Source organism: Streptomyces sp. NPDC107575, from assembly GCF_055657265.1.
The window spans coordinates 565,719-591,279 of record NZ_JBVKBG010000004.1 but is presented as its reverse complement, the minus strand read 5'-3'; the positions used below and the strand labels follow the sequence as shown (position 1 = coordinate 591,279).

26 protein-coding genes are annotated in these 25,561 nt (G+C 71.5%); 14 read left to right on the top strand and 12 right to left on the bottom strand.

Going from position 1 to position 25,561, the window contains the following annotated elements:
• Window positions 1–11 precede the first annotated feature (11 nt).
• Together leuE and ACZ7L4_RS22345 are read right to left on the bottom strand one after the other, a co-directional pair.
• Window positions 12–668 (bottom strand): leucine efflux protein LeuE, encoded by a 657-nt coding sequence (leuE, locus tag ACZ7L4_RS22350; RefSeq protein ID WP_472104889.1) that lies wholly within the window; start codon window positions 666–668, stop codon window positions 12–14.
• 237 nt (window positions 669–905) lie between these two features.
• The gene (locus ACZ7L4_RS22345; protein WP_472104887.1) at window positions 906–2,486 is read right to left on the bottom strand and encodes an acyl-CoA mutase large subunit family protein; all 1,581 of its coding nucleotides are present in this window, start codon (window positions 2,484–2,486) and stop codon (window positions 906–908) included.
• Between the two features lie 257 nt (window positions 2,487–2,743).
• Between ACZ7L4_RS22345 and ACZ7L4_RS22340 the strand changes: the two genes are divergently transcribed.
• Entirely contained in the window at window positions 2,744–3,559 is an 816-nt protein-coding gene (locus ACZ7L4_RS22340; protein WP_472104885.1) for a L,D-transpeptidase family protein, read from the top strand.
• Between the two features lie 204 nt (window positions 3,560–3,763).
• Here ACZ7L4_RS22340 and ACZ7L4_RS22335 read toward each other — a convergent pair whose 3' ends face one another.
• The 4 genes from ACZ7L4_RS22335 to ACZ7L4_RS22320 all read right to left on the bottom strand — a co-directional run bounded on the left by ACZ7L4_RS22335 (window position 3,764) and on the right by ACZ7L4_RS22320 (window position 6,695).
• Window positions 3,764–4,858 (bottom strand): hypothetical protein, encoded by a 1,095-nt coding sequence (locus ACZ7L4_RS22335; RefSeq protein WP_472104883.1) that lies wholly within the window; start codon window positions 4,856–4,858, stop codon window positions 3,764–3,766.
• On the bottom strand, window positions 4,858–5,535 hold the full coding sequence (locus ACZ7L4_RS22330; protein WP_472104882.1) for an RNA polymerase sigma factor: 678 nt from the start codon (window positions 5,533–5,535) through the stop codon (window positions 4,858–4,860). Before ACZ7L4_RS22330 ends, ACZ7L4_RS22335 begins: the two co-directional genes overlap by 1 nt.
• 274 nt (window positions 5,536–5,809) lie before the next feature.
• Entirely contained in the window at window positions 5,810–6,064 is a 255-nt protein-coding gene (locus tag ACZ7L4_RS22325) for a hypothetical protein (protein ID WP_472104880.1), read from the bottom strand.
• Window positions 6,065–6,098: 34 nt separating this feature from the next.
• Window positions 6,099–6,695 (bottom strand): RNA polymerase sigma factor, encoded by a 597-nt coding sequence (locus tag ACZ7L4_RS22320; protein ID WP_472104878.1) that lies wholly within the window; start codon window positions 6,693–6,695, stop codon window positions 6,099–6,101.
• Between the two features lie 270 nt (window positions 6,696–6,965).
• On the opposite strand from ACZ7L4_RS22320, the gene ACZ7L4_RS22315 reads away from it, so the two are divergent.
• On the top strand, window positions 6,966–9,443 hold the full coding sequence (locus ACZ7L4_RS22315) for an N-acetylmuramoyl-L-alanine amidase (protein ID WP_472104876.1): 2,478 nt from the start codon (window positions 6,966–6,968) through the stop codon (window positions 9,441–9,443).
• Window positions 9,444–9,524: 81 nt separating this feature from the next.
• On the opposite strand, the gene ACZ7L4_RS22310 is transcribed toward ACZ7L4_RS22315, so the two are convergent.
• The 3 genes from ACZ7L4_RS22310 to ACZ7L4_RS22300 all read right to left on the bottom strand — a co-directional run bounded on the left by ACZ7L4_RS22310 (window position 9,525) and on the right by ACZ7L4_RS22300 (window position 12,384).
• Window positions 9,525–10,091, bottom strand: coding sequence for a hypothetical protein (locus tag ACZ7L4_RS22310; RefSeq protein ID WP_472104874.1), 567 nt, complete (start codon window positions 10,089–10,091; stop codon window positions 9,525–9,527).
• Between the two features lie 82 nt (window positions 10,092–10,173).
• A complete protein-coding gene (locus ACZ7L4_RS22305; RefSeq protein WP_472104872.1) occupies window positions 10,174–10,683 on the bottom strand; it encodes a hypothetical protein in 510 nt (169 codons plus the stop codon).
• 102 nt (window positions 10,684–10,785) lie between these two features.
• Complete coding sequence (locus ACZ7L4_RS22300; protein ID WP_472104870.1) at window positions 10,786–12,384, bottom strand: beta-N-acetylhexosaminidase; 1,599 nt, start codon at window positions 12,382–12,384, stop codon at window positions 10,786–10,788.
• A gap of 91 nt (window positions 12,385–12,475) precedes the next feature.
• Here ACZ7L4_RS22300 and ACZ7L4_RS22295 point away from each other — a divergent pair, with 91 nt between their 5' ends.
• From ACZ7L4_RS22295 to ACZ7L4_RS22250, 10 genes are all read left to right on the top strand, one after another.
• On the top strand, window positions 12,476–13,141 hold the full coding sequence (locus ACZ7L4_RS22295; RefSeq protein WP_472104868.1) for a 2-oxo-4-hydroxy-4-carboxy-5-ureidoimidazoline decarboxylase: 666 nt from the start codon (window positions 12,476–12,478) through the stop codon (window positions 13,139–13,141).
• Between the two features lie 149 nt (window positions 13,142–13,290).
• Entirely contained in the window at window positions 13,291–13,671 is a 381-nt protein-coding gene (sdhC, locus tag ACZ7L4_RS22290; RefSeq protein ID WP_266713332.1) for a succinate dehydrogenase, cytochrome b556 subunit, read from the top strand.
• 8 nt (window positions 13,672–13,679) lie between these two features.
• On the top strand, window positions 13,680–14,165 hold the full coding sequence (locus tag ACZ7L4_RS22285; protein ID WP_399227800.1) for a succinate dehydrogenase hydrophobic membrane anchor subunit: 486 nt from the start codon (window positions 13,680–13,682) through the stop codon (window positions 14,163–14,165).
• A gap of 19 nt (window positions 14,166–14,184) precedes the next feature.
• Window positions 14,185–15,939, top strand: coding sequence for a succinate dehydrogenase flavoprotein subunit (sdhA, locus tag ACZ7L4_RS22280; protein ID WP_450815021.1), 1,755 nt, complete (start codon window positions 14,185–14,187; stop codon window positions 15,937–15,939).
• Entirely contained in the window at window positions 15,939–16,712 is a 774-nt protein-coding gene (locus tag ACZ7L4_RS22275) for a succinate dehydrogenase iron-sulfur subunit (RefSeq protein WP_472104865.1), read from the top strand. The genes sdhA and ACZ7L4_RS22275 overlap by 1 nt, the downstream gene beginning before the upstream one ends.
• A 98-nt stretch (window positions 16,713–16,810) precedes the next feature.
• Window positions 16,811–17,212 carry a VOC family protein gene (locus ACZ7L4_RS22270; protein ID WP_472104863.1) on the top strand — a complete coding sequence of 134 codons (402 nt, stop codon included), beginning with the start codon at window positions 16,811–16,813 and terminating at the stop codon, window positions 17,210–17,212.
• A 124-nt stretch (window positions 17,213–17,336) separates the two neighbouring features.
• Complete coding sequence (locus ACZ7L4_RS22265; protein WP_472104862.1) at window positions 17,337–17,744, top strand: hypothetical protein; 408 nt, start codon at window positions 17,337–17,339, stop codon at window positions 17,742–17,744.
• The gene (locus ACZ7L4_RS22260) at window positions 17,741–18,280 is read left to right on the top strand and encodes a thiol-disulfide oxidoreductase DCC family protein (RefSeq protein WP_472104861.1); all 540 of its coding nucleotides are present in this window, start codon (window positions 17,741–17,743) and stop codon (window positions 18,278–18,280) included. Before ACZ7L4_RS22265 ends, ACZ7L4_RS22260 begins: the two co-directional genes overlap by 4 nt.
• A 10-nt stretch (window positions 18,281–18,290) precedes the next feature.
• Complete coding sequence (locus ACZ7L4_RS22255; protein ID WP_472104859.1) at window positions 18,291–19,025, top strand: TetR/AcrR family transcriptional regulator; 735 nt, start codon at window positions 18,291–18,293, stop codon at window positions 19,023–19,025.
• A gap of 45 nt (window positions 19,026–19,070) precedes the next feature.
• Window positions 19,071–20,210, top strand: coding sequence for a D-alanyl-D-alanine carboxypeptidase family protein (locus ACZ7L4_RS22250; protein WP_472104857.1), 1,140 nt, complete (start codon window positions 19,071–19,073; stop codon window positions 20,208–20,210).
• 15 nt (window positions 20,211–20,225) lie between these two features.
• Here ACZ7L4_RS22250 and ACZ7L4_RS22245 read toward each other — a convergent pair whose 3' ends face one another.
• Both ACZ7L4_RS22245 and ACZ7L4_RS22240 read right to left on the bottom strand, forming a co-directional pair.
• Window positions 20,226–21,476 (bottom strand): metallophosphoesterase, encoded by a 1,251-nt coding sequence (locus ACZ7L4_RS22245; protein ID WP_472104855.1) that lies wholly within the window; start codon window positions 21,474–21,476, stop codon window positions 20,226–20,228.
• A 12-nt stretch (window positions 21,477–21,488) separates the two neighbouring features.
• Entirely contained in the window at window positions 21,489–21,731 is a 243-nt protein-coding gene (locus tag ACZ7L4_RS22240; protein WP_399227810.1) for an SCO4848 family membrane protein, read from the bottom strand.
• 109 nt (window positions 21,732–21,840) lie between these two features.
• Here ACZ7L4_RS22240 and ACZ7L4_RS22235 point away from each other — a divergent pair, with 109 nt between their 5' ends.
• On the top strand, window positions 21,841–23,073 hold the full coding sequence (locus ACZ7L4_RS22235; protein ID WP_472104853.1) for a D-alanyl-D-alanine carboxypeptidase family protein: 1,233 nt from the start codon (window positions 21,841–21,843) through the stop codon (window positions 23,071–23,073).
• Window positions 23,074–23,084: 11 nt separating this feature from the next.
• On the opposite strand, the gene ACZ7L4_RS22230 is transcribed toward ACZ7L4_RS22235, so the two are convergent.
• Window positions 23,085–24,044, bottom strand: a complete 960-nt coding sequence (locus tag ACZ7L4_RS22230) for a YihY/virulence factor BrkB family protein (protein ID WP_472104851.1) — start codon at window positions 24,042–24,044, stop codon at window positions 23,085–23,087.
• Between the two features lie 101 nt (window positions 24,045–24,145).
• On the opposite strand from ACZ7L4_RS22230, the gene ACZ7L4_RS22225 reads away from it, so the two are divergent.
• Entirely contained in the window at window positions 24,146–25,546 is a 1,401-nt protein-coding gene (locus ACZ7L4_RS22225) for an FAD-binding oxidoreductase (protein ID WP_472104849.1), read from the top strand.
• Window positions 25,547–25,561: the final 15 nt, after the last annotated feature.

Below are 25,561 nucleotides of genomic sequence, written 5' to 3'. Positions count from 1 at the left end.
ACGGCGGCCGCCTAGACGCTGGACAGCGAGAGCTTCACCGCGAAGCCGAGGAAGAGCACACCGGCCGCCGAGGTCGCGCCCGCCGACAGGCGCCTGCGGCGGCGGAAGGCGGCGGACAGCTTCATGCCGCTGAAGATCAGCGCGGAGAGGTAGAGCACGCTGGCCGCCTGCGCGAAGGCGCCGAGCACCACGAAGGACAGGGCGGGGTACGCGTAGGAGGGGTCGACGAACTGCACGAAGAAGGCGATGAAGAACAGGATCGCCTTCGGGTTGAGCAGGCTGATCACAAAGGCCCGGCGGAACGGCCGCTCCTGCGCGGGCTCCTCCTCGGCGGCGCCGCTCTCGGCCGCGAGCCGCTCCTTGCGGGTGCGCCACATGCTCCACGCGGCGCGCATCATGCCGATGGCCAGCCAGGTCAGATAGCCGGCGCCCGCGTACTTCACGATGCCGAAGATCAGCGCGTTGGCCTGGAGCAGGGAGGCGACCCCGGCGGCCGAGAGGGTCATCAGTACGGTGTCGCCGCACCACACGCCGGCGGCCGCCTTGTAGCCGGTGCGTATGCCGCGGCGGGCGCCGACGGAGAGCACGTACAGCGAGTTCGGCCCCGGCAGAAGGATGATGAGGGCGAGGCCCGCGAGATAGGTCGGAAGATCGATGACACCCAGCATGTCGGGAGTGTCGCACGGCCGTCCTCCGCCCCGTCCAGAGGGCCCGCATACCGGACACCCGGCCACGGGGCTCTGCCCCGGACCCCGCGCCTCAATCGCCGGCGGGGCTTGATTTGCCGAGACTCCCGCTCTTCGACCCCATCGGCGGCGAGTGCCGATGAATCAAGCCCCTGCGGCGATTGAGCAGCGGGGTCCGGGGCGGAGCCCCGAGAGCTCAGCCCCGTCGCCGCGAAACCGTCAGAACGTCTCCGACGGTACGTACGCCCCCCACACCCCGCGGAGCGCGTCGCAGACCTCGCCGACCGTCGCGCGGGCGCGCAGCGCGTCCTTCATGGGGTAGAGGACGTTGTCCTCGCCCTCCGCCGCCTTCTTCAGCTCGGCGAGCGCCGCGTCGACCGCCGCCTGGTCGCGCCCGGCCCGCAGCTTCGCGAGCCGCTCGGCCTGCTGCGCCTCGATGGCCGGGTCGACGCGGTGCGGCTCGTAGGGCTCCTCGCCGTCGAGCTGGTAGCGGTTGACGCCGACCACGACGCGTTCACCGGAGTCGGTCTCCTGCGCGATGCTGTAGGCGGAGCGCTCGATCTCGCTCTTCTGGAAGCCGCGCTCGATCGCGTTGACCGCGCCGCCCAACTCCTCGACCTTGTCCATGAGTTCGAGGGCAGCGGCCTCCACGTCGTCCGTCATGCTCTCGACGACGTACGACCCGGCGAACGGGTCGACGGTGGCCGTCACGTCCGTCTCGTACGCCAACACCTGCTGCGTACGGAGCGCCAGCCGCGCCGACTTGTCGGTCGGCAGCGCGATCGCCTCGTCGAAGGAGTTCGTGTGCAGCGACTGCGTGCCGCCGAGGACCGCGCCGAGGCCCTGGACCGCGACGCGCACCAGGTTCACCTCGGGCTGCTGGGCGGTGAGCTGCACGCCGGCCGTCTGCGTGTGGAAGCGGAGCATCAGCGACTTGGGGTTCTTGGCGCCGAACTCCTCCTTCATCACCTTCGCCCAGATCCTGCGCGCGGCGCGGAACTTGGCGACCTCCTCCAGGATCGTCGTCCGGGCGACGAAGAAGAACGACAGGCGCGGCGCGAAGTCGTCGACGTCCATGCCGGCCGCGACGGCCGTGCGGACGTACTCGATGCCGTCGGCGAGCGTGAAGGCGATCTCCTGCGCGGGCGAGGCACCGGCCTCGGCCATGTGGTAGCCGGAGATCGAGATGGTGTTCCACTTCGGGATCTCGGCCTTGCAGTACTTGAAGATGTCCGCGATCAGCCGCAGCGAGGGCTTGGGCGGGAAGATGTAGGTGCCGCGGGCGATGTACTCCTTGAGCACGTCGTTCTGGATGGTGCCGGTGAGCTTGTCGGCCGGCACCCCCTGCTCCTCGCCCACGAGTTGGTACATCAGGAGCAGCAGCGCGGCCGGGGCGTTGATCGTCATCGACGTGGAGACCTTCTCCAGCGGGATGCCGTCGAACAGGACGCGCATGTCGTCGATGGAGTCGATCGCGACGCCCACCTTGCCGACCTCGCCGGAGGCGATCGGCGCGTCGCTGTCGTGGCCCATCTGGGTCGGCAGGTCGAAGGCGACGGACAGGCCCATCGTGCCGTTCTCGATGAGCTGCTTGTAGCGGGCGTTGGACTCGGTGGCCGTGCCGAACCCGGCGTACTGCCGCATCGTCCACGGGCGGCCCGTGTACATCGTCGGGTAGACACCGCGCGTGAAGGGGTACGCGCCCGGTTCGCCCAGCTTCTGATCCGGGTCCCAGCCCTCCAGAGCCGACGGGCCGTAGACCGGCTCGATGGGCAGTCCGGACTCGGATTCGCGCGCCATGGTTGTGCCTCCAGCGATGACTTGCCGATGCTTGCAAATGAAATGCTGATTACTTGCCAGTAGTGAACGACCCTCGCGACGGACTGTAGCGGCGGGCGTGCGGCCAGTGGAGAGCCCCGCGCTGGGACCTTGCTCACAGACTTTCCCGCGTTTGCCCCTCGTCATCACGTTGGGGGCACGTCGAGTTCCAGGCCGCTCGGACGCGGGCAGCATCAGTCGTGACACGAGAGAACGGCGCGGCAGGCGGGGGGGACGTCATGCGGACAGCTGTCCTACGTTCGGCGATCGCGGTGACCGGGGTGCTGGCCCTGGTCGGCGGGTGCACGGCCCAGGCGGTGGAGCACGGCGCCCCCGCGCGGTCCTCGCCGTCGTCGTCCGCGCCGAAGCCCTCCGGGGACGACAAGCCCGCCGCCTCCGCCTCCGCCTCCCCGAGCCCCGCCCCCGAGGTCCTCTTCTCCCCCGGCGACAGCTCCAAGGGCGTACGGGAGCTGCAGGCCCGGCTGCGCCAGGTGGCCTGGCTCTACAACGGGCCCACGGGCACGTACGACGACGTGACCGCCGACGCGGTCAAGGGGTTCCAGGGCAAGCGCGGCCTTCCGCGCACGGGTGAGACGGACGCCGTGACCTGGCGGCGCCTGCTGAACATGACGCACGAGCCGGGCAAGTGGGAGCTGTACCAGTTCGGCGGGCAGACCCCGGCGAAGCCGGACCCGCGCTGCATGACGGGGCGGGTGATCTGCGTCAGCAAGACCAGCCGCACGCTGGCGTGGATGGTGGACGGCAAGCGCGTCCTGACGACGGAGGTGCGGTTCGGGTCCCAGTACACGCCGACCCGCGAGGGCGTCTTCCACGTCGACTTCAAGTCCCGGCACCACGTCTCGACGCTCTACGACTCCCCCATGCCGTACGCGATGTTCTTCAGCGGCGGCCAGGCGGTGCACTACTCGGCGGACTTCGCGGCGCGCGGGTACGCCGGGGCCTCGCACGGCTGCGTGAACGTCAAGGACGAGCGGACCATCGCGAGCCTGTTCGCGCAGGTGCGGGTCGGCGACAAGGTCGTCGTCCACTGGTGAAGGCACTCGGGCGAGGTGTTGAAGGGCGCGGGTGGGACCGGGGGAACGTGTCCCACCCGCGCCGATGGCACTGAGCTCCAGGTACGGGGGGAACCCGGGCTCGTGCGCGGCCGATGACCAGTCGGCTCACTCATTACTGCGCCGCGACGTCCAGAAACGTCACACCTGGAGAGCAACCTTTTTGACCCGTTACGTTTCCGCAGGTCACGGCGTCGGGCTCACGCTGTCGCTGAGGCTTGCGCTCGGGTCGGGGCCGAGGGCGGCGGCCGAGTCGACATCGGCGCTCGGGCTGACGCCGGGGCTGAGGCTCGCGCCCGGGTCGCCGTCCTCGTCGTCGTTCTCCCCGTCGCCCTTGCCCTCGCCCTTGCCGCCCGAGCCGTTGCCGTCGTCCGACGAGGCGCTCTTGCTTCCCGAACCGCTCTTGTCGTCCGTGTCCTGCGAGGCGGTCCTGTCACCCGACGAGGTGGGGGCGCCGGACCGGGCCAGGACGCGGTCGCAGAAGCGGCCGAGGCTCCGCGCGTCCTGTCCGAGGGCCTTCGCGGACGCCTCGAGGCGCTGCACGTCCGCGGCGCCCGACTCCCCGCCCCGGTACTTGCGGCAGGTCTCGACGAGCCGGCGCGCCTGGGCATTCGCCCCTTCGGCGGCGCTCGCGTCCGGCCTCGGGTGCTTGGAGGTGCGGCCGTCGCGCGGGTCGCCCGCGCCGCGGTCGTGGGACGGGGTGTTCGGGGCGGAGCCGCTGCCGGGCGCGCCGGACGACTCCGTCGGCCTCGGTACCGCGTGGCCGTCCTCGGTGACCCCCGCGGAGGCCGAGGCGAGCGGGCGGTCGGGGCTCGCGGCGGCGGACACGGACGCGGCGGGCGCGGGATCGTCGGAGCCGCGGAACGGCGAGGGCAGCACCCCGGTCCCGGCGGCGACCGCGACCCCGCCGACCATGCAGGCGGCGAACGCGGCGACGGCGCCGAGCCGCGCGGGGCGACCCCAGCTCAGGCGCCGCCCGGACGCCTTCGGGGCGGTCCTGGCGGAACGCCGGGCGCGGCCCGGGCGCGCGGGGGCGCTCGCGGCCCCGTTCACAGCTCCGTTCACAGCTGTGACGGCGCGGGTCTCGCGGAACGCCTTCAACGCGGCGTCCTCGCCGGGCAGTTCGCCCTCGGGGCCGGCCGGCACCTCGGCCAGCGCGTGCAGCGCGGAGGTCAGCCGGTCGGCCCGCCGCGCGTCGTCTCCGGAGACGGCCGGGGCCTCTCCGCGCAGCAGGCGGTCCGCCGCGTCGCGGTTAAGCCACTTGTCGTGCTCGTCGGCCATCACATGTCCTTCTGCGTCCGCGAACGCGAATGCGTCACACCTGCGGACGTCGCCGTGCGGGTGCGGTCACGCCGTGGAGTCGGTACCGCTTCGAGGGAGTCGGCGGGGCTCCCGGCCGCCGGGGAGTCGGCGGCGCCGAGCAGTTCGGCCAGCCGCTTCAGGCCGCGGTGCGCGGCGGTGCGGACCGCGCCGGGGCGTTTGCCGAGGGTCTGCGCGGCGCTCTTGGCGTCGAGACCGACGACGACGCGCAGCACGACGGCCTCGGCCTGGTCCTGCGGGAGCTGGGAGATGAGCGCCATGGTGTCGCCGGTGGCCAGGGACTCCATGGCCTCGCCCGCGGTGTCGGAGAGGGCGGGTCGGCCGGTGAGCTCGGTCTCGTCGCCTCCGACGGCGGGCCGGCGTCCCCGCATGCGTATGTGGTCGAGCGCGCGGTTGCGGGCGATCCGGGCGGCCCAGCCGCGGAACCGGTCGGCATCGCCCTCGAAGCGGTCGAGGTCGCGGGCTATCTGCAGCCAGGCCTCCGACGCGACGTCCTCCGCGTCCGGGTCGCCGACGAGCGTGCGCACGTATCCGAGCAGGCGTGGGTGCACGGCGCGGTACACGGTCCGGAAAGCGGCCTCGCTCCCGTCCCGCGCCGCAAGCACCGCGGCGGTCAGCTCCGCGTCGTCCCCCAGCACTCCCTGCCCCTGCCCTGCTCCGGCCGTGAAGCCGTGTGCGCCGTCGATACGGGTACGCGCCTGGCGCGAACCAGAACGCTACGGCCTGAAACGTCCTCGCGTCCATGTTCGTACAACAGGCAACCAACGGCGCCTCAGGGCGGTGTGACAGAAAACGCACCGGCGGCGCTGAGATAAGTACGGGCCGCTCGCGACCCGTGACGCGCGGCGGCCGGGGTCTCTCCTGTGGGGGGTGGCGACCTCGGCCGTCCCGCTTTTCCGGACCGGTTCGCCGTCAGGGCCTGGGCACGAACCAGCGCCTGCCCGGGCGCCAGTCGTCGCGGCGGCGGGGCGCCGCGGCGAGCGCCCCCGCCTCGCGGGCCTCCCGGTACGCGGCGAGCGCCCGCCGTTCGCCCTCGGCCTCCGGGGACTGCTCGCCACCGCGCACGGCGTCGGCGAGCAGCGCGCCGGCCGAGGACCGGCCGGCGGCGCGGCCCGCTCCGTCGGCTTCGTCGTCGGGTTCGACCGGCGGCGAGGAATTCGCAGTCATCTCGCCTCCCCCAGCGTGCGCGCCACCCGATCCGTCACACCGGACGCCCGCCCGCCCCGCCGCCCCCGAGCCGGCGGGCGAGCCGCTTCAGGCCCCGGTACGCGGCCGTGCGCACGGCCCCCGGCCGCTTGCCGAGGACCCGCGCGGCGGCGGGCGCGTCGAGGCCGACGACGACCCGCAGCAGCACGGCCTCGCGCTGGTCGGGCGGCAACTGGTCGAGCAGGGCCAGCGCGCGCTCGGTGGAGAGGGCCTCCAGCGCCTGTTCCGCGGTGTCCTGCCGGCCGGGCAGCTCAAGCACGTCCTGCTCCAGGGCGGACTGCCTCGGCCGCACCTTCTGGCGGCGCAGCAGATCCAGCGCGCGGTGCCGGGCGATGGTCGCGGTCCAGCCGCGGAAGCCGGCCCCGTCGCCCCGGAACCTGCCGAGGTCCCGGGCGATCTCCAGCCACGCGTCGGATGCGACGTCCTCCGCCTCGTCGCCCACGAGCCCGCGCAGATACCCGAGCAGTCCCGGCTGCACGAGCCGGTAGGCGACGGCGAAGGCGGCCTCGTCGCCCTCCTGTGCCCGTGCGACGGCCGCGCCCAGCTCCCCGTCGTGCGTCTGCGCGCGCCGGGATTCCCCTCCCTGGCCCAACCGGTCACCCCCTGACCGGATCAGCGCCGCCCTCCACAAAAACGTCACAGGGTCCCGCGGGGTGACGTACGACACACCCGCACAACCCGTGACGCTTTTCGACGGTCGTTCGCTGGATAGAGCATCTACCCGCGTGTCACGCGGGGTCCATGTGAACTTCATCAAGGGGTGGGGCAATTGAGCCCGCGACATTCGCGAGAAAAGGCGGAGGGCGCGCGCGGATCGCACGCGTACAAGCCGCTGAGTCTCAAGCGGAGAGCGTGGATCACGATGGGGGCGGTCGTGGTCGGCGGCGCCGGAGTCGTGTCGTACGCGATGGCCGATCCCGGCACCGAGGCGGCCCCGGCCGCCGCGTACCGGGCCGCGGCCGTGCACACGTTGGGCCTGGAGACGAAGGCGGACCGCAAGGTCGTTCCGCAGAAGTCGACGAAGCCGTTCAACGCCGTGTCCGTGACGTGGAAGAACCCGAAGGACCGGATCGACGGCACCGCCCAGTTCCGGGCGCGGGACGCCGCGTCCGGCGCCTGGGGCTCCTGGACCACCCTGCCGAAGGACACCAACGACGCGGACGGCGCCGAGCGCGAGGGCACCGACATCCGCGGCGGCACCGCGTCCGTGTCGACGGACGGCGCCTCGAACGGCGTCGAGGTGCGGGTCGTCGACGCCGACGGCAAGGCCGCAGACCTGCCGTCCGGCATGGACGTCAAGCTGATCGACCCGGGCACCGGCACCCGCAAGGGCGGCACGGAGCCCGCCGCGTTCACCTCCGACGAGACGCCGCCCGAGGCCCGCCCGTCGACGGTCGTGAAGCCGGCGATCATCCCGCAGTCCGTGTGGGGCCCTGGGCTCTCGCACGACGGAACTCCCGTGTACGACACGGAGATCAAGGCCGCCGTCGTGCACCACACCGGCGTCGACTCGGACAACCAGGTGCCGTGCGCGCAGAGCGCCCAGCGGCTGCGCGAGATCCAGCAGGACCACGTCGGCAAGGGCTACTACGACATCGGCTACAACTTCGTGGTCGACCGCTGCGGCCAGATATTCGAGGGCCGCACCGGCGGCATGGACCTGCCGGTGCACGGGGCCCACGACTACGGCTTCAACACGGACACCGTCGGCATCTCGTACATCGGCAACTTCGACAAGATGAAGCCGACCAAGGCCGCGCTCGACGCCATCTCCCGCGTCGTCGCCTGGAAGTTCGGCCAGTACGGCCTCACGGCGACCGACAAGGTGACGCTGACGTCCAACGGCGACCTGGGCACCGACGGCAACAAGGTCCCCAAGGACTCCACCGTCACGCTCCCCCGCGTCTTCGGCCACAAGGACACCAACGCCACCGCGTGCCCCGGCGCGAACCTGTACCCGAAGCTGAGCCGCGTCGCGACGCAGGCCGCCACCCCCGGCATCTCGCACGCCCTGGCGTCCCAGAACGTCATCGGCGACGCCACCGACGACATCGTCGCGGGCCTGCCGAAGGGGTCGAGCGGCGGCCAGATCGCCCTCGTGCCCGGCACCGTCGACGGCCCCACGACCACCGGCAAGAAGCTGATCTCGCAGTCGACCGGTGACGTGCCCGGCGCGGGCGAGAGCGGCGACGAGTTCGGTGCCTCCACCGCCACCGGCGACATCAACGGCGACGGCCACACCGACATCGTCGTCGGCCAGCCCGGCGAGGACGACACGGCAAGCCACTCCAACCGGGGCGCGTACACGATCCTGTACGGCCCCGAGTTCACCACCGGCACCGGCGTCAACATGGACGGCAGCTACGAGCTGACCAACGCCAGGTTCGGCTCCGCCGTGGCCGTCGGCGACTTCAACGCGGACGGCAAGGCCGACGTGTTCGCCGCCTCCACCGGCACCGGCGGCACCTGGAGCGCCCGCTACGGCGACGACTGGGACACCGACTCCGCGATCACCACCTCCGAGGCCAGCCTGTCCAACGCGGACGCCGCGTCCGGCGACTTCAACCGGGACGGCTACGCGGACGTCGCGCTCAACTACCGCGACGGCGCGGGCATCGGCAAGGTCGTCTGGTACAAGGGCGGCTCCGGCGGCCTGCGCAAGGCCGCGACGCTGTCCGTCAAGGGCGGCCGCTCCATCGGCGCGGGCGACATCAACGGCGACGGCATCGACGACATCGCCGTCGGCCAGCCGTACACCGCCGAGTCCGGCGCGGCGGCGGGCGGCCAGGTCACCTTCGTCAAGGGCTCGCTGCCCACCTCGACGACGGCGGGCGGGCTGACCACGACGGGCGCGAAGACCGTCCATCAGGACACCTCGGGCGTCCCCGGCGCCGCCGAGTCCGGCGACGCGATGGGCGCCTCGATCGCGGTCGGCGACTACAACCTCGACGGCTACGCGGACGTGCTCGCGGGCGCCCCGAACGAGGACATCACCCGCACCTCGAACCGCTCCAACGCGGGCAACTCGATCCTCCTGAAGGGCACGTCGACCGGGATCACCGGCACCGGCGCGCTCACCGTCACGCAGGACACGGCCGGCGTCCCCGGCTCCACCGAGACGGACGACAACCTGGGCTCGGCGGTCGCCCTGACCGACCTCTCCGGGTACGGGCGGGCCGACCTGGTGCTCGGCACGGCGGGCGAGAACGCGGGCGAGGGCAACCTGACGTACGTACCGAGCAACTCCAGCGGTCTGGGTCTGACCTCGACCAGGACCTTCACGAAGACGACGCTCGGCACCTCGGCGACCGCGCGCATCGGGACCAACCTGGCTCCGTAGCGGGCGAGTTGTGCCGGTGAGGGCCGTGGGGGCCGTTCGGTCCCCACGGCCCTCACCTTCGTGTCATCGCCTCCGACGGCGTCAGCCGCGTCCCCGCGCGCGCCGCGAGACGGCGGCCCGCAGCACCCTGCGCCCCTCCGTCGAGACGACCAGGGCCTGCCGAAGCCCGCCCGCGCCGCCGTCCGCGAGCAGCTCCAGGATCTGTGTCTGGCGGCGCAGTTCGGCCGCGACGAGCGGCGACATTCCTTCGGTGCGGCCCTCGCGGCGCGCGCTCACGCTGGCCGCCCGGTCCTCCGCCACGTCGAGCATCCGGTGCACCTGGAGCGCGGCCACCGAGCAGGCATCCGCCCACTCCCGCCACGCCTCGGCCACCGCCCGCTCCGGCGCGGCCCCGAGCATCCGGCGCACCAGGTCCGCCGCCTCGCCCTCGCCCGCCGCGCCGTCCAGCGCGCCGCGCGCCGCGACGAGCCGCGCTCCCCAGTCCGCGCCGTCCTCCGCGAGGCTCGCCCACAGCGGGCGCAGCACGTCCTCCGCCGGATCGCCGGGCCCGCCGACGCCGAGCAGCGGCACACACCGGTCGAGGCAGCCGAGCCCGCTCGTGGCGAGGCCCCGTTCATCGGCCTGCGCGATCAGTTCCACCAGGCTCATCGACGCAACGCTCCTCCGGACGCGGACCCAGCAATTCCCCTTGGCACCTACGTAACCAACTGCGCCCGCACGGCACAGAACGTCACTGTCCCCGCACTCCGAGACGGTCGAGGAAGCGGAAGAACAGCTCCTCGGCCGAGGGTTCGGCGGCCGCGCGCAGCACCTCGTCGAGCGGTTCCAGCGGCACCTCGCGGCCGCACTCCGCGGCCCAGCCGACGGCCCGCTCGGCGGCGTCGCCCGGCGGCAGGAAGTAGTCCTCCAGGGCGCGTTCGTCCCCGCCGATGTACCCGGTCATCGCGGAGCGCCCCAGGCACGCCGTCCACGCCCCGCTCTCGGGGCCCGCCGCCTCGACGACCGCGCAGGCGGAGTCCATGACGTAGCCGAACAGGGCGGGCGCCCCGGTCTCCGCCGCCAGCGCGTTCATGCTGCCCACGTCCCGCGCCTGCTCGCCCCCGCCGGGGCACTCCCACACCTGCCAGCCGCCGGCCCGCTCCTCCAGGAGCGTCAGCTCCTCGCGCACCCCGCCCAGGGCCTCGCACTTGTCCAGCGGCCGATCGCTTCTGGCGACCACGTAGTAGCCCCAGTAACCCATGCCCGATCCCCCCGTCCCGGTGTACGTCACAAACGTCGTACCTGCGGCCGAATAGACCACAGCCACAAGGGACTTCGCCACCAGAACGGCGGATCGCGGCCGTCAGCCGTCCAGCTTGTCGGCCAGGGCGACGAACTTCGGCCAGCTCAGCTCCGGCTCCTTCGGGTCCCACAACTTCTGCACGGTCGCCCGCAGCGGCATCCGGATGCCCTTGGCGACCTGCTCCGGGGTCTGCGCCCCCGAGAGGTCGCACCACACGGCGAAGGAGCCGCCGAGGATCTGGTCGTCGTACTTCGCGGGCACCGGGCTCGTCTTGCGCAGCACGCGCGGCGTCCAGCTCTTGTAGATCCGCTCACCGGTCGGATAGACGAAGGTGTTGGGCTGCCCGAGGACGTAGTACAGGTACTCGTCGTTGTAGTTGGTGACCTTCCGGCCCTCGTCCAGGTACTCCAGCGGCTCGCGCGCGCCGATCTCCTTGCCGGTCCAGTACGCGACCTCGATGCCCTTGTCGGCGTCGACGACCCCGCCCTTGTAGAACCCGTCGTTCCAGGCCTTCAGGTTCCGGTCGTAGGGCTCCATGGTCTTCGCCCGGTCGTTGAGCCAGCCCTGCGCGAGGTCCTGGACCTTGGCGTTCGCCCCGTACTTCTTCCGCGCGGCGGCGGCGAGCTGCGGATAGGAGGCCTCGGGGTTCTCGCTCATCAGCGCCCGGTACTCGTCGGCACCCAGGTGCCAGTACGCGCCCTTGAACAGCTTCGCGTACTCCTTCAGCAGGTCGTCGACGATCCTCGCGGCGCCCGGCTTCGAGATGTCGACGGCGCCGCGCGCCGCCACCCCGCTCGCGTCGCGCAGCTGGAGGTCGGGGTGCGCGGCGATGACCGCACCCAGGTGCCCCGGCGAGTCGATCTCCGGCACGACCGTGATGTGCCGCTGGGCGGCGAGCTTCAGGATGTCCTTCACCTGCGCCTTGCTGAGGTGGTCCTTCGACACGATCTCGGGATGCGAGTCGGACTCGATCCGGAAGGACTGGTCGTCGGAGAAGTGCAGGCCCAGCTGGTTGTACTTGAGGTCCCCGATGTCCCGGATCCGGTCCTTGATCCAGTCGGCGGTGAAGTGCTTGCGCGCGATGTCCAGGTTGAACCCGCGCTGCGCCTTGGCCGGCTCGTCGGCGGTGACGCCCTCCGGCGCCTTCGCCCCGTCGTGCACCTCCTGCTTGAGGGTGCGCGTCCCGTAGTACACGCCGGCGTCGCTCGGCCCGGTGATCCGCACGGTGCCGCCCTCGACGGCCATCCGGTACGACTCCGGGTTCGCGCCGCGCTTCCCGCCGATCGCCAGCTCGACGTCACCGGGCCCCGCGTCGCCCGACCCCGCGTACTTCAGGTCCAGCTCGTCGGCGACGAGGCGCCCCTCGTCGGCCAGTTCGCCGTCCTTCACGACGACCTTGCCGCCGTCCGGCTTCCAGCCGGGCCCGTGCGCGGGCGTGAAGTCGCGCACCTCGGGGATCGTGTGCGCGGGCTTGGACAGCGGATACGAACGGGTGGGCGAGGGCGTCGCGGACGTCGCCGACTTCCCGTCGGACGGAGACGACCCGCCACTCCCCGAGCACCCCACGACCGCGACCAGCGCGACCCCGACGGCACCGACCTTCAGAGCTTGCCGCTCCTTCTCCACGAAGTACCTCGCTGAACCACGTCGACCGGACACGTACGTTGCCGACGGTAACGGTGTCCCTCCAGGGGCGCGGGGAGCCCCGCTCCCTACCGTCCACCCAACCCCCGCAAACCGGCCCGTCCGAGTGAATTCCACACATCCACCGGACACTCACGACAAGCTCTGGCTAACGTTTGCGCCACACCCACCCCACCTGTCCCGCCGCCGGAGGCCCCCGCTGAGCCCCCTCCAGACTCCCGGCCGCCTGCCCATACCGGCCCAGGCCACGGCCCACGGGGGCCCCACCTTCCTGGCGCAGCTGAACGCGCTGCCCCAGGAAGCCGCCGAGCGGACCCTCCTGACGTGCTGCCGCAGCCACGCCTGGGCGCGCCGGATCGCCGCACACCGCCCGTACCCGAACCTCGACGCGCTGCTCGCCGCGGCGGACGAGGCGGCGTACGACCTCGCCCCCGACGACGTCACCGAGGCACTGACCGGCGAGGACCTCGTGCTGCCACCGGCCCCCGCGGGCTACCCGGCCGCCGCGAACACCGCGCTCGTCGCGGCCCACAGCGCGTACCAGACCCGCTTCGGCCACCCCTTCGTGATCTGCCTGGACGGCATCGCCCCCGCCGAGGCCCTCGACCACCTGCTCGCGGGCCTGCGCACCCGGCTCGGCCACGACCCGGTGCACGAGCGGGAACTGGCCGCCGAGGAGCTGCGGCGACTCGCCCGGGGCCGGCTCGCCCGGCTGGCCCGCGACGAGACCCCCCGGAAAACCGGCACCAATAGCCCGTACGTGCCTGTTTGATTGCCTGTTTGATCACACATAAGGCCCCCGTGCGAGTGTTCCGACAACTCGTCGATACGATGACGAGCGGCCGGTGGACCGTACCCGGCCGGGCCCGCCCGACACTGAAGCCGGCGCGGCTCTAGTCCCCGCTCCCGGAGGGTTCTTCCGTGCCGGCTGGAACGCTGTACCGCGGCCGGGAAGGCATGTGGTCGTGGGTGGCTCATCGAGTCACCGGTGTCCTCATTTTCTTCTTCCTGTTCGTGCACGTCCTCGACACCGCTCTCGTCCGCGTCTCCCCCGAGGCGTACGACGATGTCGTTGGTACCTATAAGACGCCGATCGTCGCGCTTCTGGAATACGGCCTCGTGGCCGCGATCCTGTTCCACGCGCTCAACGGCCTGCGTGTGATCGCCGTCGACTTCTGGTCGAAGGGCCCGCGCTACCAGAAGCAGATGCTCTGGACCGTCATGGGCATCTGGATCGTCCTCATGGTCGGGGCCCTGTACCCCGTCCTCGGCCACGCCGTCCGCGCACTCTTCGGGAGCTGAGGCCAGACATGTCCGCTGACACCACCCCCGCACAGTCCGGCGTCGGTCCCGTCGAGGGCGTCTCGCTCTACGACGTCGACAACCCGGCCCCGTACATCGAGCCCCCGCGCAAGCGCACCTCGAAGACCCCGCGCTCGACGCGCGGCAACTTCGAGATGGCCGCATGGCTGTTCATGCGCCTGTCGGGTGTCGTCCTCGTCGTCCTGGTCCTCGGCCACCTGCTGATCCAGCTCGTCCTCGACGGCGGCGTCTCCAAGATCGGCTTCGCCTTCGTGGCCGGCCGCTGGGCGTCCCCGTTCTGGCAGGGCTGGGACCTGCTGATGCTGTGGCTCGCGATGCTGCACGGCGCCAACGGCCTGCGTACCGTCATCAACGACTACGCCGAGCGCCCCCAGACCCGTATGTGGCTGAAGGGCCTGCTGTACGCCGCGACGGTCTTCACCGTCCTGCTGGGCACGCTGGTGATCTTCACCTTCGACCCGAACATCCGTTAAAGCCGAGGCGAGCGAACCAGTGAAGATTCACAAGTACGACACCGTCATCGTCGGCGCCGGCGGCGCCGGCATGCGCGCGGCCATCGAGTCGACGAAGCGCAGCCGCACCGCCGTGCTGACCAAGCTCTACCCCACCAGGTCCCACACGGGCGCCGCGCAGGGCGGCATGGCCGCCGCGCTCGCCAACGTGGAGGAGGACAACTGGGAGTGGCACACCTTCGACACGATCAAGGGCGGCGACTACCTGGTCGACCAGGACGCCGCCGAGATCCTGGCGAAGGAGGCCATCGACTCGGTCCTCGACCTGGAGAAGATGGGCCTGCCGTTCAACCGCACCCCGAACGGCACCATCGACCAGCGCCGCTTCGGCGGTCACTCCCGTAACCACGGCGAGGCGCCGGTCCGCCGGTCCTGCTACGCCGCGGACCGCACGGGCCACATGATCCTTCAGACGCTGTACCAGAACTGCGTGAAGGAGGGCGTGGAGTTCTTCAACGAGTTCTACGTCCTGGACCAGCTGATCGTCGAGGAAGACGGCGTCAAGAAGTCCGCCGGTGTGGTCGCCTACGAGCTGGCCACCGGCGAGATCCACGTCTTCCAGGCGAAGTCGGTCATCTACGCGTCCGGCGGCACCGGCAAGTTCTTCAAGGTGACGTCGAACGCGCACACCCTGACCGGCGACGGCCAGGCGGCGTGCTACCGGCGCGGGATCCCGCTGGAGGACATGGAGTTCTTCCAGTTCCACCCGACCGGCATCTGGCGCATGGGCATCCTTCTCACGGAGGGCGCCCGCGGTGAGGGCGGCATCCTCCGCAACAAGGACGGCGAGCGCTTCATGGAGAAGTACGCGCCGGTCATGAAGGACCTCGCGTCCCGTGACGTCGTGTCCCGCTCCATCTACACGGAGATCCGTGAGGGCCGCGGCTGCGGTCCCGAGGGCGACCACGTCTACCTCGACCTCACGCACCTCCCGCCGGAGCAGCTCGACGCCAAGCTGCCGGACATCACGGAGTTCGCGCGCACGTACCTCGGCATCGAGCCCTACACGGACCCGATCCCGATCCAGCCGACCGCGCACTACGCCATGGGCGGCATCCCGACGAACGTCGAGGGTGAGGTCCTCGCGGACAACACCACCGTCGTCCCGGGCCTGTACGCCGCCGGTGAGGTCGCCTGTGTCTCCGTGCACGGCGCCAACCGTCTCGGCACCAACTCGCTGCTCGACATCAACGTCTTCGGGCGTCGTGCGGGCATCGCGGCCGCCGAGTACGCGCACAAGACCGAGTTCGTCGAGCTGCCGGAGAACCCGGCCACGATGGTCGAGGAGCTCGTCGAGCGGCTGCGCGACTCGCAGGGCACCGAGAGCGTTGCGAAGATCCGCAACGAGCTGCAGGAGTGCATGGACGCCAACGTGATGGTGTTCCGCACCGAGCAGACGATCAAGACGGCCGTCGAGAAGATCGCCGAGCTGCGCGCCCGCTACAAGAACGTGTCCGTCCAGGACAAGGGCAAGCGGTTCAACACGGACCTCCTGGAGGCCATCGAGCTGGGCAACCTGCTCGACCTGGCCGAGGTCATGGCGACCTCCGCCCTGGCGCGCAAGGAGTCCCGCGGCGGTCACTACCGCGAGGACTTCCCCACCCGCGACGACGTCAACTTCATGCGCCACACCATGGCGTACCGCGAGGTCGGCGACGACGGCAGCGAGTCCATCCGTCTCGACTACAAGCCGGTCGTCCAGACCCGCTACCAGCCGATGGAGCGTAAGTACTGATGGCTACCCCGACCATGGAAAAGGCGGACGCGGGAGCCCCCGAGCCCGGCTTCGCCGACACCCCCAACATCACGATCACGCTGCGCGTGCGCCGGTTCAACTCGGAGGTCTCCGACGAGGCGAACTGGCAGGACTTCCAGCTGGAGATGGACCCCAAGGAGCGGGTTCTCGACGCGCTGCACAAGATCAAGTGGGAGCAGGACGGTTCGCTGACCTTCCGCCGCTCCTGCGCGCACGGCATCTGCGGGTCCGACGCGATGCGGATCAACGGCAAGAACCGTCTTGCCTGCAAGACGCTGCTGAAGGACATCAACCCGGAGAAGCCGATCACGGTCGAGGCCATCAAGGGCCTCACGGTCCTCAAGGACCTCGTGGTCGACATGGACCCGTTCTTCCAGGCGTACCGCGACGTCATGCCGTTCCTCGTCACGACGGGCAACGAGCCGACGCGTGAGCGCCACCAGTCCGACGAGGACCGGGCCCGCTTCGACGACACCACCAAGTGCATCCTGTGCGCGGCGTGCACGTCGTCCTGCCCGGTGTTCTGGAACGACGGCCAGTACTTCGGTCCTGCCGCCATCGTGAACGCCCACCGCTTCATCTTCGACTCGCGCGACGAGGCCGGGGAGCAGCGCCTGGAGATCCTCAACGACCGTGACGGTGTGTGGCGCTGCCGCACGACCTTCAACTGCACGGACGCCTGCCCGCGTGGCATCGAGGTCACCAAGGCGATCCAGGAAGTGAAGCGGGCGCTGATCACGCGCCGCTTCTGACCTTCCCGGCGTCTTCGCCGCAGGGCCCCGAAGGCCCCGTTCCCTCCCGGGAGCGGGGCCTTCGCCGTTTTTGCCCGATTGCTCGCTAATCTGCCGCCATGTCACATGAGCTGGAGATCCTCGGGTTCGACAACGCCCTGTTCCCCGTCGGCGACCTCGGCGAGGCCGTCGCCTTCTACGAGCGCGTCGGCTTCCCCGTGAAGGTCCGCGTCGACGAGGCCGGGATCGCGCTGCTCGCAGCCGGCAAGGAGACGCCCGGGCTGCTGCTGCGGGCCGAGGAGGGGTTCGGGCACCGCCCGCCCACCTGGCCCGCCGCGCGGCTGTGGCTGGAGGTGCCGGACGCACGGGCGGTGGCCGACCGGCTGCGCGCCGCGGACATCGAGCTGCTCGACGGGCCGTTCTCCACCTCCACCGGCTACGTCGTGGAGTTCGCCGACCCCTGGGGCAACGTCGTCGGCTTCACGGACTACCTCAAGAGGCCGGAGCTGGCGCGGAATTGAAGCCTCCGTTTGAGGCCCTGGTCACGTTCCCGGTCACACCGACAACTCTCGCTTGAACATGTTCAAAAACGGGTCTACATTCATGACCGTCAGCGTTTTTGAACGCGTTCAAGGAGGGTGGGGCATGGACCTCACAGTCGTCGCATACGTCGTCTACCTCGTCGTCAGCATCAGTCTGACCATCTGGGTGGCCCGCACTCTGAGCCGCAACGGCCGGGTCTTCCTGGCCGATGTGCTGCACGGGAACGAGAAGCTCGCCGACGCCGTCAACCACCTGCTGGTGGTCGGCTTCTATCTGGTCAACCTCGGCTTCGTGGCCCTGTACCTGAGCGGCGACGAGCAGCTCGGCAGCACCCGCGAGGTGTTCGAGGCACTGTCCACCAAGCTCGGCGTCGTCCTGCTCGTGCTCGGCGTGATGCACCTGGGCAACGTCTACGTCCTCAACAAGATCCGGCGGCGCGGCATCATGGAGAACGAGCAGCAGCCGCCGGTCCAGCCGCAGGGCTGGGCCGCCCCGGTGGCCGGAGCGTGACTGCGGTGACGGCGGCACCGCGGTCGGCGGCCCGGGGCGCCACGGGGGTGGTCCCGGTCCGCCGGCTCACGGTCCTCTACGACACCGAGTGCCCGCTGTGCACCTTCGCGCGCAACTGGCTGGCCAGGCAGCGCCAGCTGGTGCCCCTGGAGTTCGTACCGGCGGGCTCGCAGGAGGCGCGGCGGCGCTACCCGGACCTCGACCACGCCGCGACCCTCACCGACATCACCGTGATCGGGGACGGCGGCCAGCTCTACCGGGACTCCGCCGCCTGGGTCGTGTGCATGTGGGCGCTGCGCGAGTACCGGGCCACCGCGCACCGGATGGCGACCCCCATGGGGATGCGGTTCGCCAAGCAGGCGGTGCTCGGCGCGGCCAAGTACCGCGAGACCCACCAGGCGCGGCAGGCCGGGGGCGGCGCGTACCGGCGGCAGGACGGCTGGACGTACGACCCGAACGGCGGCTGGTTCTACGAGGCGTACGGCTACACGGCCGAGCCGCCCGCCTGCGACAGCGGCTGCCGCACGGCCGATTAGGCTCGGGGCCGTGGCAGCAGACGAACCCCTGAAGAAGAGCGCGAGCAAGCCGGACGGCCCGGAGAAGCCCGCGAAGAGCGAGCAGACGCGGGCGCTCATCCTGGAGACCGCGATGCGGCTGTTCCGGGAGCGGGGCTACGACAAGACCACGATGCGGGCCATCGCCCAGGAGGCCGGGGTCTCGGTCGGCAACGCGTACTACTACTTCGGGGGCAAGGAACACCTGATCCAGGGGTTCTACGACCGGATCACCGCCGAACACCAGGCGGCGGTCCGGTCCGTGCTCGACACGGAGACCGATCTCCAGGCGCGGCTCGCGGGCGTGCTGCGGGCCTGGCTGGAGATCGCCGAGCCGTACCACGAGTTCGCGGCCCAGTTCTTCAAGAACGCGGCCGACCCGGACTCCCCGCTCAGCCCGTTCTCCGCCGAGTCGCAGCCCGCCCGGGAGACCGCGATCGAGCTGCACCGGGAGGTGCTCGCCGGGTCGAAGGCCAAGGTGCCGGCCGAACTGGCGGAGATCCTCCCGGAGTTGATGTGGCTGTCCCAGATGGGGCTCGTCCTGTACTGGGTGTTCGACAGCTCCGAGGGGCGCGAGCGCAGCCGGCGGCTCGCCGACCGGGGCGCCCGGCTCACGACGCGGGGCGTGGCGCTCGCCCGGTTCCGGGTGCTGCGGCCGCTCGTCCTGGAGGTGCACGAGCTGTTCATCGACTTCCTGCCGGGGATGACGCGGCCCCTGAGCCGATAGGGACCCGCCGGTCTTTACCCGGCCTTTGGCCTGTACCTTCACGGAATGCCCGGCTCCACCTCAGCGTCCTCCCCACGGTTCAGCCGCCGCAGCGCCCTCGGTATCGGGGCGGGCGCGGCCGCGGCCCTCGCCCTGCCCGCACCGTCCGCCTCGGCGGCATCGAGCGTCCAGGTCCGGTACCGGGCCGGGGCGCCCAGGCTGCCGAGGCTCGCGGCGAAGGCGTGGCTGATCGCCGACAACGACAGCGGCGAGGTGCTCGCCTCGTACAACGGACACCGGCGGCTGCCGCCCGCCTCCACGCTGAAGATGCTGTTCGCGGACACCGTGCTGCCGAAGTTCGACAGCACGCTGAAGCACAAGGTGACGGCCGAGGACCTCGCGGACATACCGTACGGCTCCAGCCTCGTCGGCGTCCAGGCCGGGACGACGTACAGCGTCCACCAGCTGTGGCAGGGCGTGTTCCTTCGCTCCGGCAACGACGCGGTGCACGTGCTCGCGAACATGAACGGTGGCGTCGACAAGACGGTCGCGCAGATGCAGGCGCGCGCGAAGGACCTCCAGGCGAACGACACGCACGTCGTCAGCCCGGACGGCTTCGACCACCCCGGGCAGGTGTCGTCCGCGTACGACCTGACGCTGTTCGCGCGGGCCGGGCTGAAGAACGACGACTTCCGGGGCTACTGCGCCACCAAGGTCGCCGACTTCCCCGCGGGCGGCTCCAAGACCTTCCAGATCCAGAACACCGACCGCCTGCTCACCGGGCAGGGCGTCACCCCGTACGAGGGCCTCATCGGCGTCAAGAACGGCTACACCTCGCACGCGGGCAACACCTTCACCGGCGCCGCGACCCGCGGCGGCCGCACCCTCCTGGTCACCGTCATGCACCCGAAGTCCGGCTACGAGGCGGTGTACGAGGAGACGGCCGCGCTGCTCGACTGGGGCTTCGCGGCCGCGAACAAGGTGCGTCCCGTAGGCGAGTTGGCGACGCCGCTGAGCGAGCGCCCGAAGCCGACGCCCACCCCGCGGGCGGCGACCGGCGCGGGCCCGAGCGCGGGCGCCCCCACGAACTCGCACGGGGACGACTGGGCGCTCGGTGGCTCCGCGGCCCTCGCCGCGCTCGCGGGCGGCGGCCTGCTGGCCCTGCGCCGCCGCGCGAAGCCGACGGGGCGGCGCAGGAAGGCGTAGGGCCCTAGGGCCGGCTCAGGCCTGCTTCGAGGCCAGCTGCACCACGGTGATGTCGGACGGCGCGCCCACCCGCACCGGCGGCCCCCACGCGCCCGCGCCCCGGCTGACGTACAGCTGGGTGTCGCCGTACCGGTCGAGGCCCGCGAGGGTCGGATTGCTGGCGCCCGCGACGAAGTTGCCGGGCCACAGCTGGCCGCCGTGGGTGTGCCCGGAGAGCTGCAGGTCGACGCCGTGCTTCACCGCCTCGTGGATCATCACGGGCTGGTGGGCCATCAGCACGGACGCCCGGGAGGTGTCGCGGTCGCCGAGCGCCCTCGCGTAGTCGGGGCCCTCGCCGTAGTTCTCGCCCGCGATGTCGTTGACGCCCGCGAGGTCGAAGGCGCCGATGTCGGCGCGCGCGTTCTCCAGCGGCCGCAGGCCGAGTTCGCGCACGTGCTCCACCCACGGGTCGGCGCCGGAGAAGTACTCGTGGTTGCCGGTGACGAAGTACGTGCCGTGCCGGGCGCTGAGCCGGGCGAGCGGGGCGACGGCGGGCGCGAGGTCCTCGACGCTCCCGTCGACGAGGTCGCCGACGACGGCGATCAGGTCGGGCTGCGTGGAGTTGATGGTCTCGACGACGCGCTCGGCGAAGCCCCGGCCGAGGACGGGCCCGAGGTGGATGTCGCTGACCACGGCGATCCTGAACCCGTGGGCGGCGCGCGGCAGTTTGGCCAGCGGCACGGTGACCCGCTTGACCGTCGGCCCGCGCAGCACTCCGTACGCGCCGCCCGCCACGACGCCCGCGGCGGCCAGGGTCGCGGCGGCGCCGACGGTCCTGGCGAGGACGAGGCGGCGGGTGGGCGCGGGCGCGGCGGGCGCGAGCCCCGGGACCGGCTCCAGCTCCCGCAGCTCCGGCACCGGGACGCGCACCGGAGCGCCCTCCGGGGCGACGGCGGCAGCGGGCGCCCCGCGGTCGAGGAGCCGCCGCAGCAGGGGCCGTACGACCTCCCCCACGAGCAGCGCGAGCAGCAGGTACAGCGCGAACGCCAGCCACAGGAAGCCGGGCCAGGCCAGCACCTGCTGCAGCAGGAACGGCGCACCGCCCCGCTCGGCGCCCAGCGCCGCGAAGACGAGCACGGGCCCGGCGACGAAGACCACCGTGCCGATCCGTCTGGGCCACCCGCCCTTGGCGGTCGTCTCGCGCACGAGACGGCGCCACGCGTAGTAGTGCAGGGCCGCGAACGCCGCGAGGACGACGGCGGCGACGAGGACGAAGACGACGACCATCTGCCCGGACGCCTATGAGGTCCGACGCAGTGCGCGCACGGAACGCAACCCGATGCCCCCGACAACCGTCCCCAATACGAAGGAGACGACGGCGAGCGTCAGATGCACCCAGAAGTACGCGGTCGGATCCCCGGCGTCGTCGAAGGCGAGGCCGCTGCCGTCCTTGACGAGGTTTTTGACGAAAGTGATCCAGATGACCCAGCTCCACACCCCGAAGGCGAGCAGGAACCAGGACACGGGGCGGCTGAGCTTCATGCCCTCAGTATCGCCGCGCGGCCTCGCACACCGCCGCCGGGGTGGGTCGGTGCGAACACAGGACGCAGCGGTGGAGACTTACAGGGCAGGTACAGGTACCTTCACCAGCGTGCCCGACTCCCACGCTGCGCGACCGACGTCGCACTTCAAGAAGGCCGCGGTGCTGCTCGCCGCCTCCGCCCTGACGTTCGCCGGAGCGCTGCCGGCGGCCGCCGCGGACGAGGACAAGGACGAGAAGCCGCCCGCGTCGATGTCCCAGGTGGGCGGCGCCCAGTTGGGGAAGCCGGGGACGCAGGTCAACCTCAAGGGCGGCGCGCCCGTCCTGCCGAAGGACCTGACGGCGAAGTCCTGGCTGGTCGCGGACGCCGAGTCGGGCGAGGTGCTCGCCTCGCACAACGCGCACTGGGAGCTGCCGCCGGCCTCCACGCTGAAGATGCTGTTCGCGGACACCGTGCTGCCGAAGTTCCCGAAGACGACGACGCACAAGGTCGAGCCCTCGGACCTGGCCGGGATGGGCGCGGGGTCCAGTCTCGTCGGCATCAAGGAGGGCTTCACGTACTCGGTGCACGATCTGTGGCTGGGCGTCTTCCTTCGCTCGGGCAACGACGCCGTGCATGTGCTCTCCGCCATGAACCAGGGCGTCGCGCAGACCGTCAAGGACATGCAGGCGCACGCCGACGAGCTGCAGGCGGGCGACACCCACGTCGTCAGCCCCGACGGCTACGACATGCCGGGGCAGCACTCCTCCGCGTACGACCTGACGCTGTTCGCCCGGTCCGGGCTGCACAAGAAGGACTTCCGGGAGTACGCCGCCACGCCCACCGCCGAGTTCCCCATGAAGCAGAAGAAGGGGAAGACCACCAAGCGGTTCGGCATCCAGAACACCAACCGTCTGCTCACCGGCTCCCTGGGGCTGCCCGCGTACAAGGGAATCGCAGGTGTGAAGAACGGGAACACCACGAACGCGGGCGCCACGTTCACGGGCGTCGCCGAGCGCGGGAACCGGGTGCTGCTCGTGACCGTGATGAACCCCAAGTCCAAGGAGAGCCAGGCCGTCTACAAGGAGACCGCGCGGCTCTTCGACTGGGGCTTCCAGGCCGACGGCAAGGTCTCCCCCGTCGGGCATCTCGTCGGGGCGAGGGGCAAGACGCCCGCGGGCGCGGCGTCCCCGAGCGCCGGTGACGCGGGTCCCGCCAAGCCGGCCGCGCACGCCGCCGTCGCCTCCGGCGGCTCCAGCGGCATCGGGATCGCGCTCGCGATCATGGGCGGGGTGCTCGTGGTGCTCGCGGGCGCGGTGTTCGTGGTGCGCAAGAAGTGGCCGCTGAAGGTCACGAAGGGCTGACGAACCGAAGGTCACGAAGGCCTGACGTCCTCCGCTTCCTCCGCCTCCTCGGCCGCCTTGGCCTCGGCCTCTTCCTCGGCCTTGGCCTCGGCCTCCGCCTCCGCCTCCTCCGTCTTGCGCAGGCCCTCCCGCCCCGTCGCGGTCCACGCCGCGCAGAACAGCAGCAGTTTCGCGGTGAAGTTGATCCACAGGAGCAGGGCCACCGGCGTGCCGAAGGCCCCGTACATGCTCTTCGCCGCAACGTCCTTCATATAGCCGCTGAGCACCAGCTTCAGCAGCTCGAAGCCGGCCGCCCCGATCAGCGCCGCGGTGATCAGATCGCGGCGGCCCGGCTGCACCCCGGGCAGCAGCGCCAGGACGTACAGCAGGATCAGGAAGTCCGCGAGGACCGCGATCGCGAAGGCGGCGGCCTGGAGCAGTATGCCGCCCCAGCCCGCCTTGTCGATGCCGATCTGGTCGGCCGTCCAGTCGACGGCCGTGGCCGCGAGGGTGGACGCCCCGATCGACACGATGCCCGCGAGGCCGAGCCCGACGAGGATCCCGGCGTCCCTCAGCTTGCGCATGATCGGGTTCTCGTCGAGGTCGGGCAGCTCCCACACGTCCCGCAGGCACTGCCGCATCGAGCCGACCCAGCCGACGCCCGTGAACAGCAGCAGGGCTCCGGCGATCAGCCCGATCGTGCCCGCGTTGTCGACCAGCGCCCCGATGTCCAACTGGTTGGAGATCCCCGGGACCTGATCGCTGAGCGTCTGCTCGAGCTTCTTCTGCTGGTCGGGGCCCATGGTGCCGGCGGCCACCGCCGCGGCCACGGTGAGCAGCGGGAACAGCGCGAGGAAGCTGATGAACGTCATCGCCGCGGCCAGCTGGGACCAGCGGACCTCGTCGAGCCGTTCGTAGGCGTGCCAGACGTGCGTCCGCATCAGCCGGGTGAACAGCGGCCCGACGACGGGGAGTTTCTTCAGCCAATCCATGATCCCAGCCTGCCCTCCATTCCCCCATCGATCACCCGTTCCGGTGAGGGGCCGCTAGGTTTACGACAAACTTCGCACCTTCGGGCGATACGGTCACGGTCATGGTTGCCGACCCCGCTACCGATCCCGTATCCACTGTCCCCGCTCTCCCGCACTCCGTACCGGTCAGCGGCTGGGGCCGCACCGCCCCCACCTCGGCCCGCGTGATCCGCCCCCGCTCCTACGAGGACGCGGTCCTCGCGGTCCGGGACTGCGCCGCCACAGGGCGCAGGGGCGGCATCGCGCGGGGACTCGGCCGGGCCTACGGGGACGCGGCGCAGAACGCGGGCGGGGCCGTCCTCGACATGACGGGGCTCGACCGCATCCACGCCATCGACGCCGCGGGCGGCACCGTCCTGTGCGACGCGGGCGTGTCGCTGCACCGCCTCATGGAGGTACTCCTCCCGCTCGGCTGGTTCGTGCCGGTCACCCCCGCCACCCGCTACGTCACGGTCGGCGGGGCGATCGGCGCCGACATCCACGGACTGAACCACCCCGCCCGAGGCTCCTTCGCCCGCCACGTCCCGATGCTCGAACTCCTCACCGCCGACGGCGGGGTACGCGTCGTGGAGCGCGGCAGCGAACTGTTCGACGCGACGGCCGGCGGCATGGGCCTGACCGGGATCATCCTCACGGCGACCGTCCAACTGCAGCGCGTGGAGACGTCGCTGATGTCGGTCGACACCGAACGGGCCGACGACTTCGACGACTTGCTGGCCCGACTCACCGCCACGGAACACCGCGACCGCCACTGCGCCGCCTGGGTCGACGTGCTCGCACGCGGCGCCGCGACGGGCCGCGGAGTGCTCACGAGCGCCGAGCACGCGCCGCTCGACGCGCTGCCCGCACGGGCCCGCAGGACCCCGCTGGAGTTCCGCCCCGCCCGCCTGCCCGCGGCCCCCGACGTCCTCCCCGACGGACTGCTCGGCAGCACGAGCGTCGGCCTGTTCAACGAGCTCCGGTACCGCAGCGCGCCCCGGGCCCGCACCGGCGAACTGCGCAAGCTCTCCGCCTTCTTCCACCCGCTCGACGGCGTCCCGCACTGGAACCGCCTCTACGGGCGCGGCGGCTGCGTGCAGTACCAGTTCGCCGTCGGACACGGCCAGGAGGAGGCGCTGCGCCGCATCGTGCACCGCGTGTCCGAGCGCCGCTGCCCCTCCCTCCTCGCCACGCTCAAGCGCTTCGGCGAAGGGGACCCCGGCTGGCTGTCGTTCCCGGTGCCGGGCCTGACCCTCGCGCTCGACATCCCCGCGAACCTGCCCGAACTGGGCGCCTTCCTCGACGAGTTGGACGAGGAGGTGGCCGCCGCGGGCGGCCGTGTCCACCTCGGCAAGGACTCCCGGCTGCGGCCCGAGCTGCTCGCCGCCATGTACCCGCGCCTCGACGACTTCCGCTCGTTGCGGGCGCGCTGGGACCCGGCGGCGGTGTTCCGCTCGGACCTGTCACGGCGCCTGGACCTGTGACCCGCCGCCCGCCCG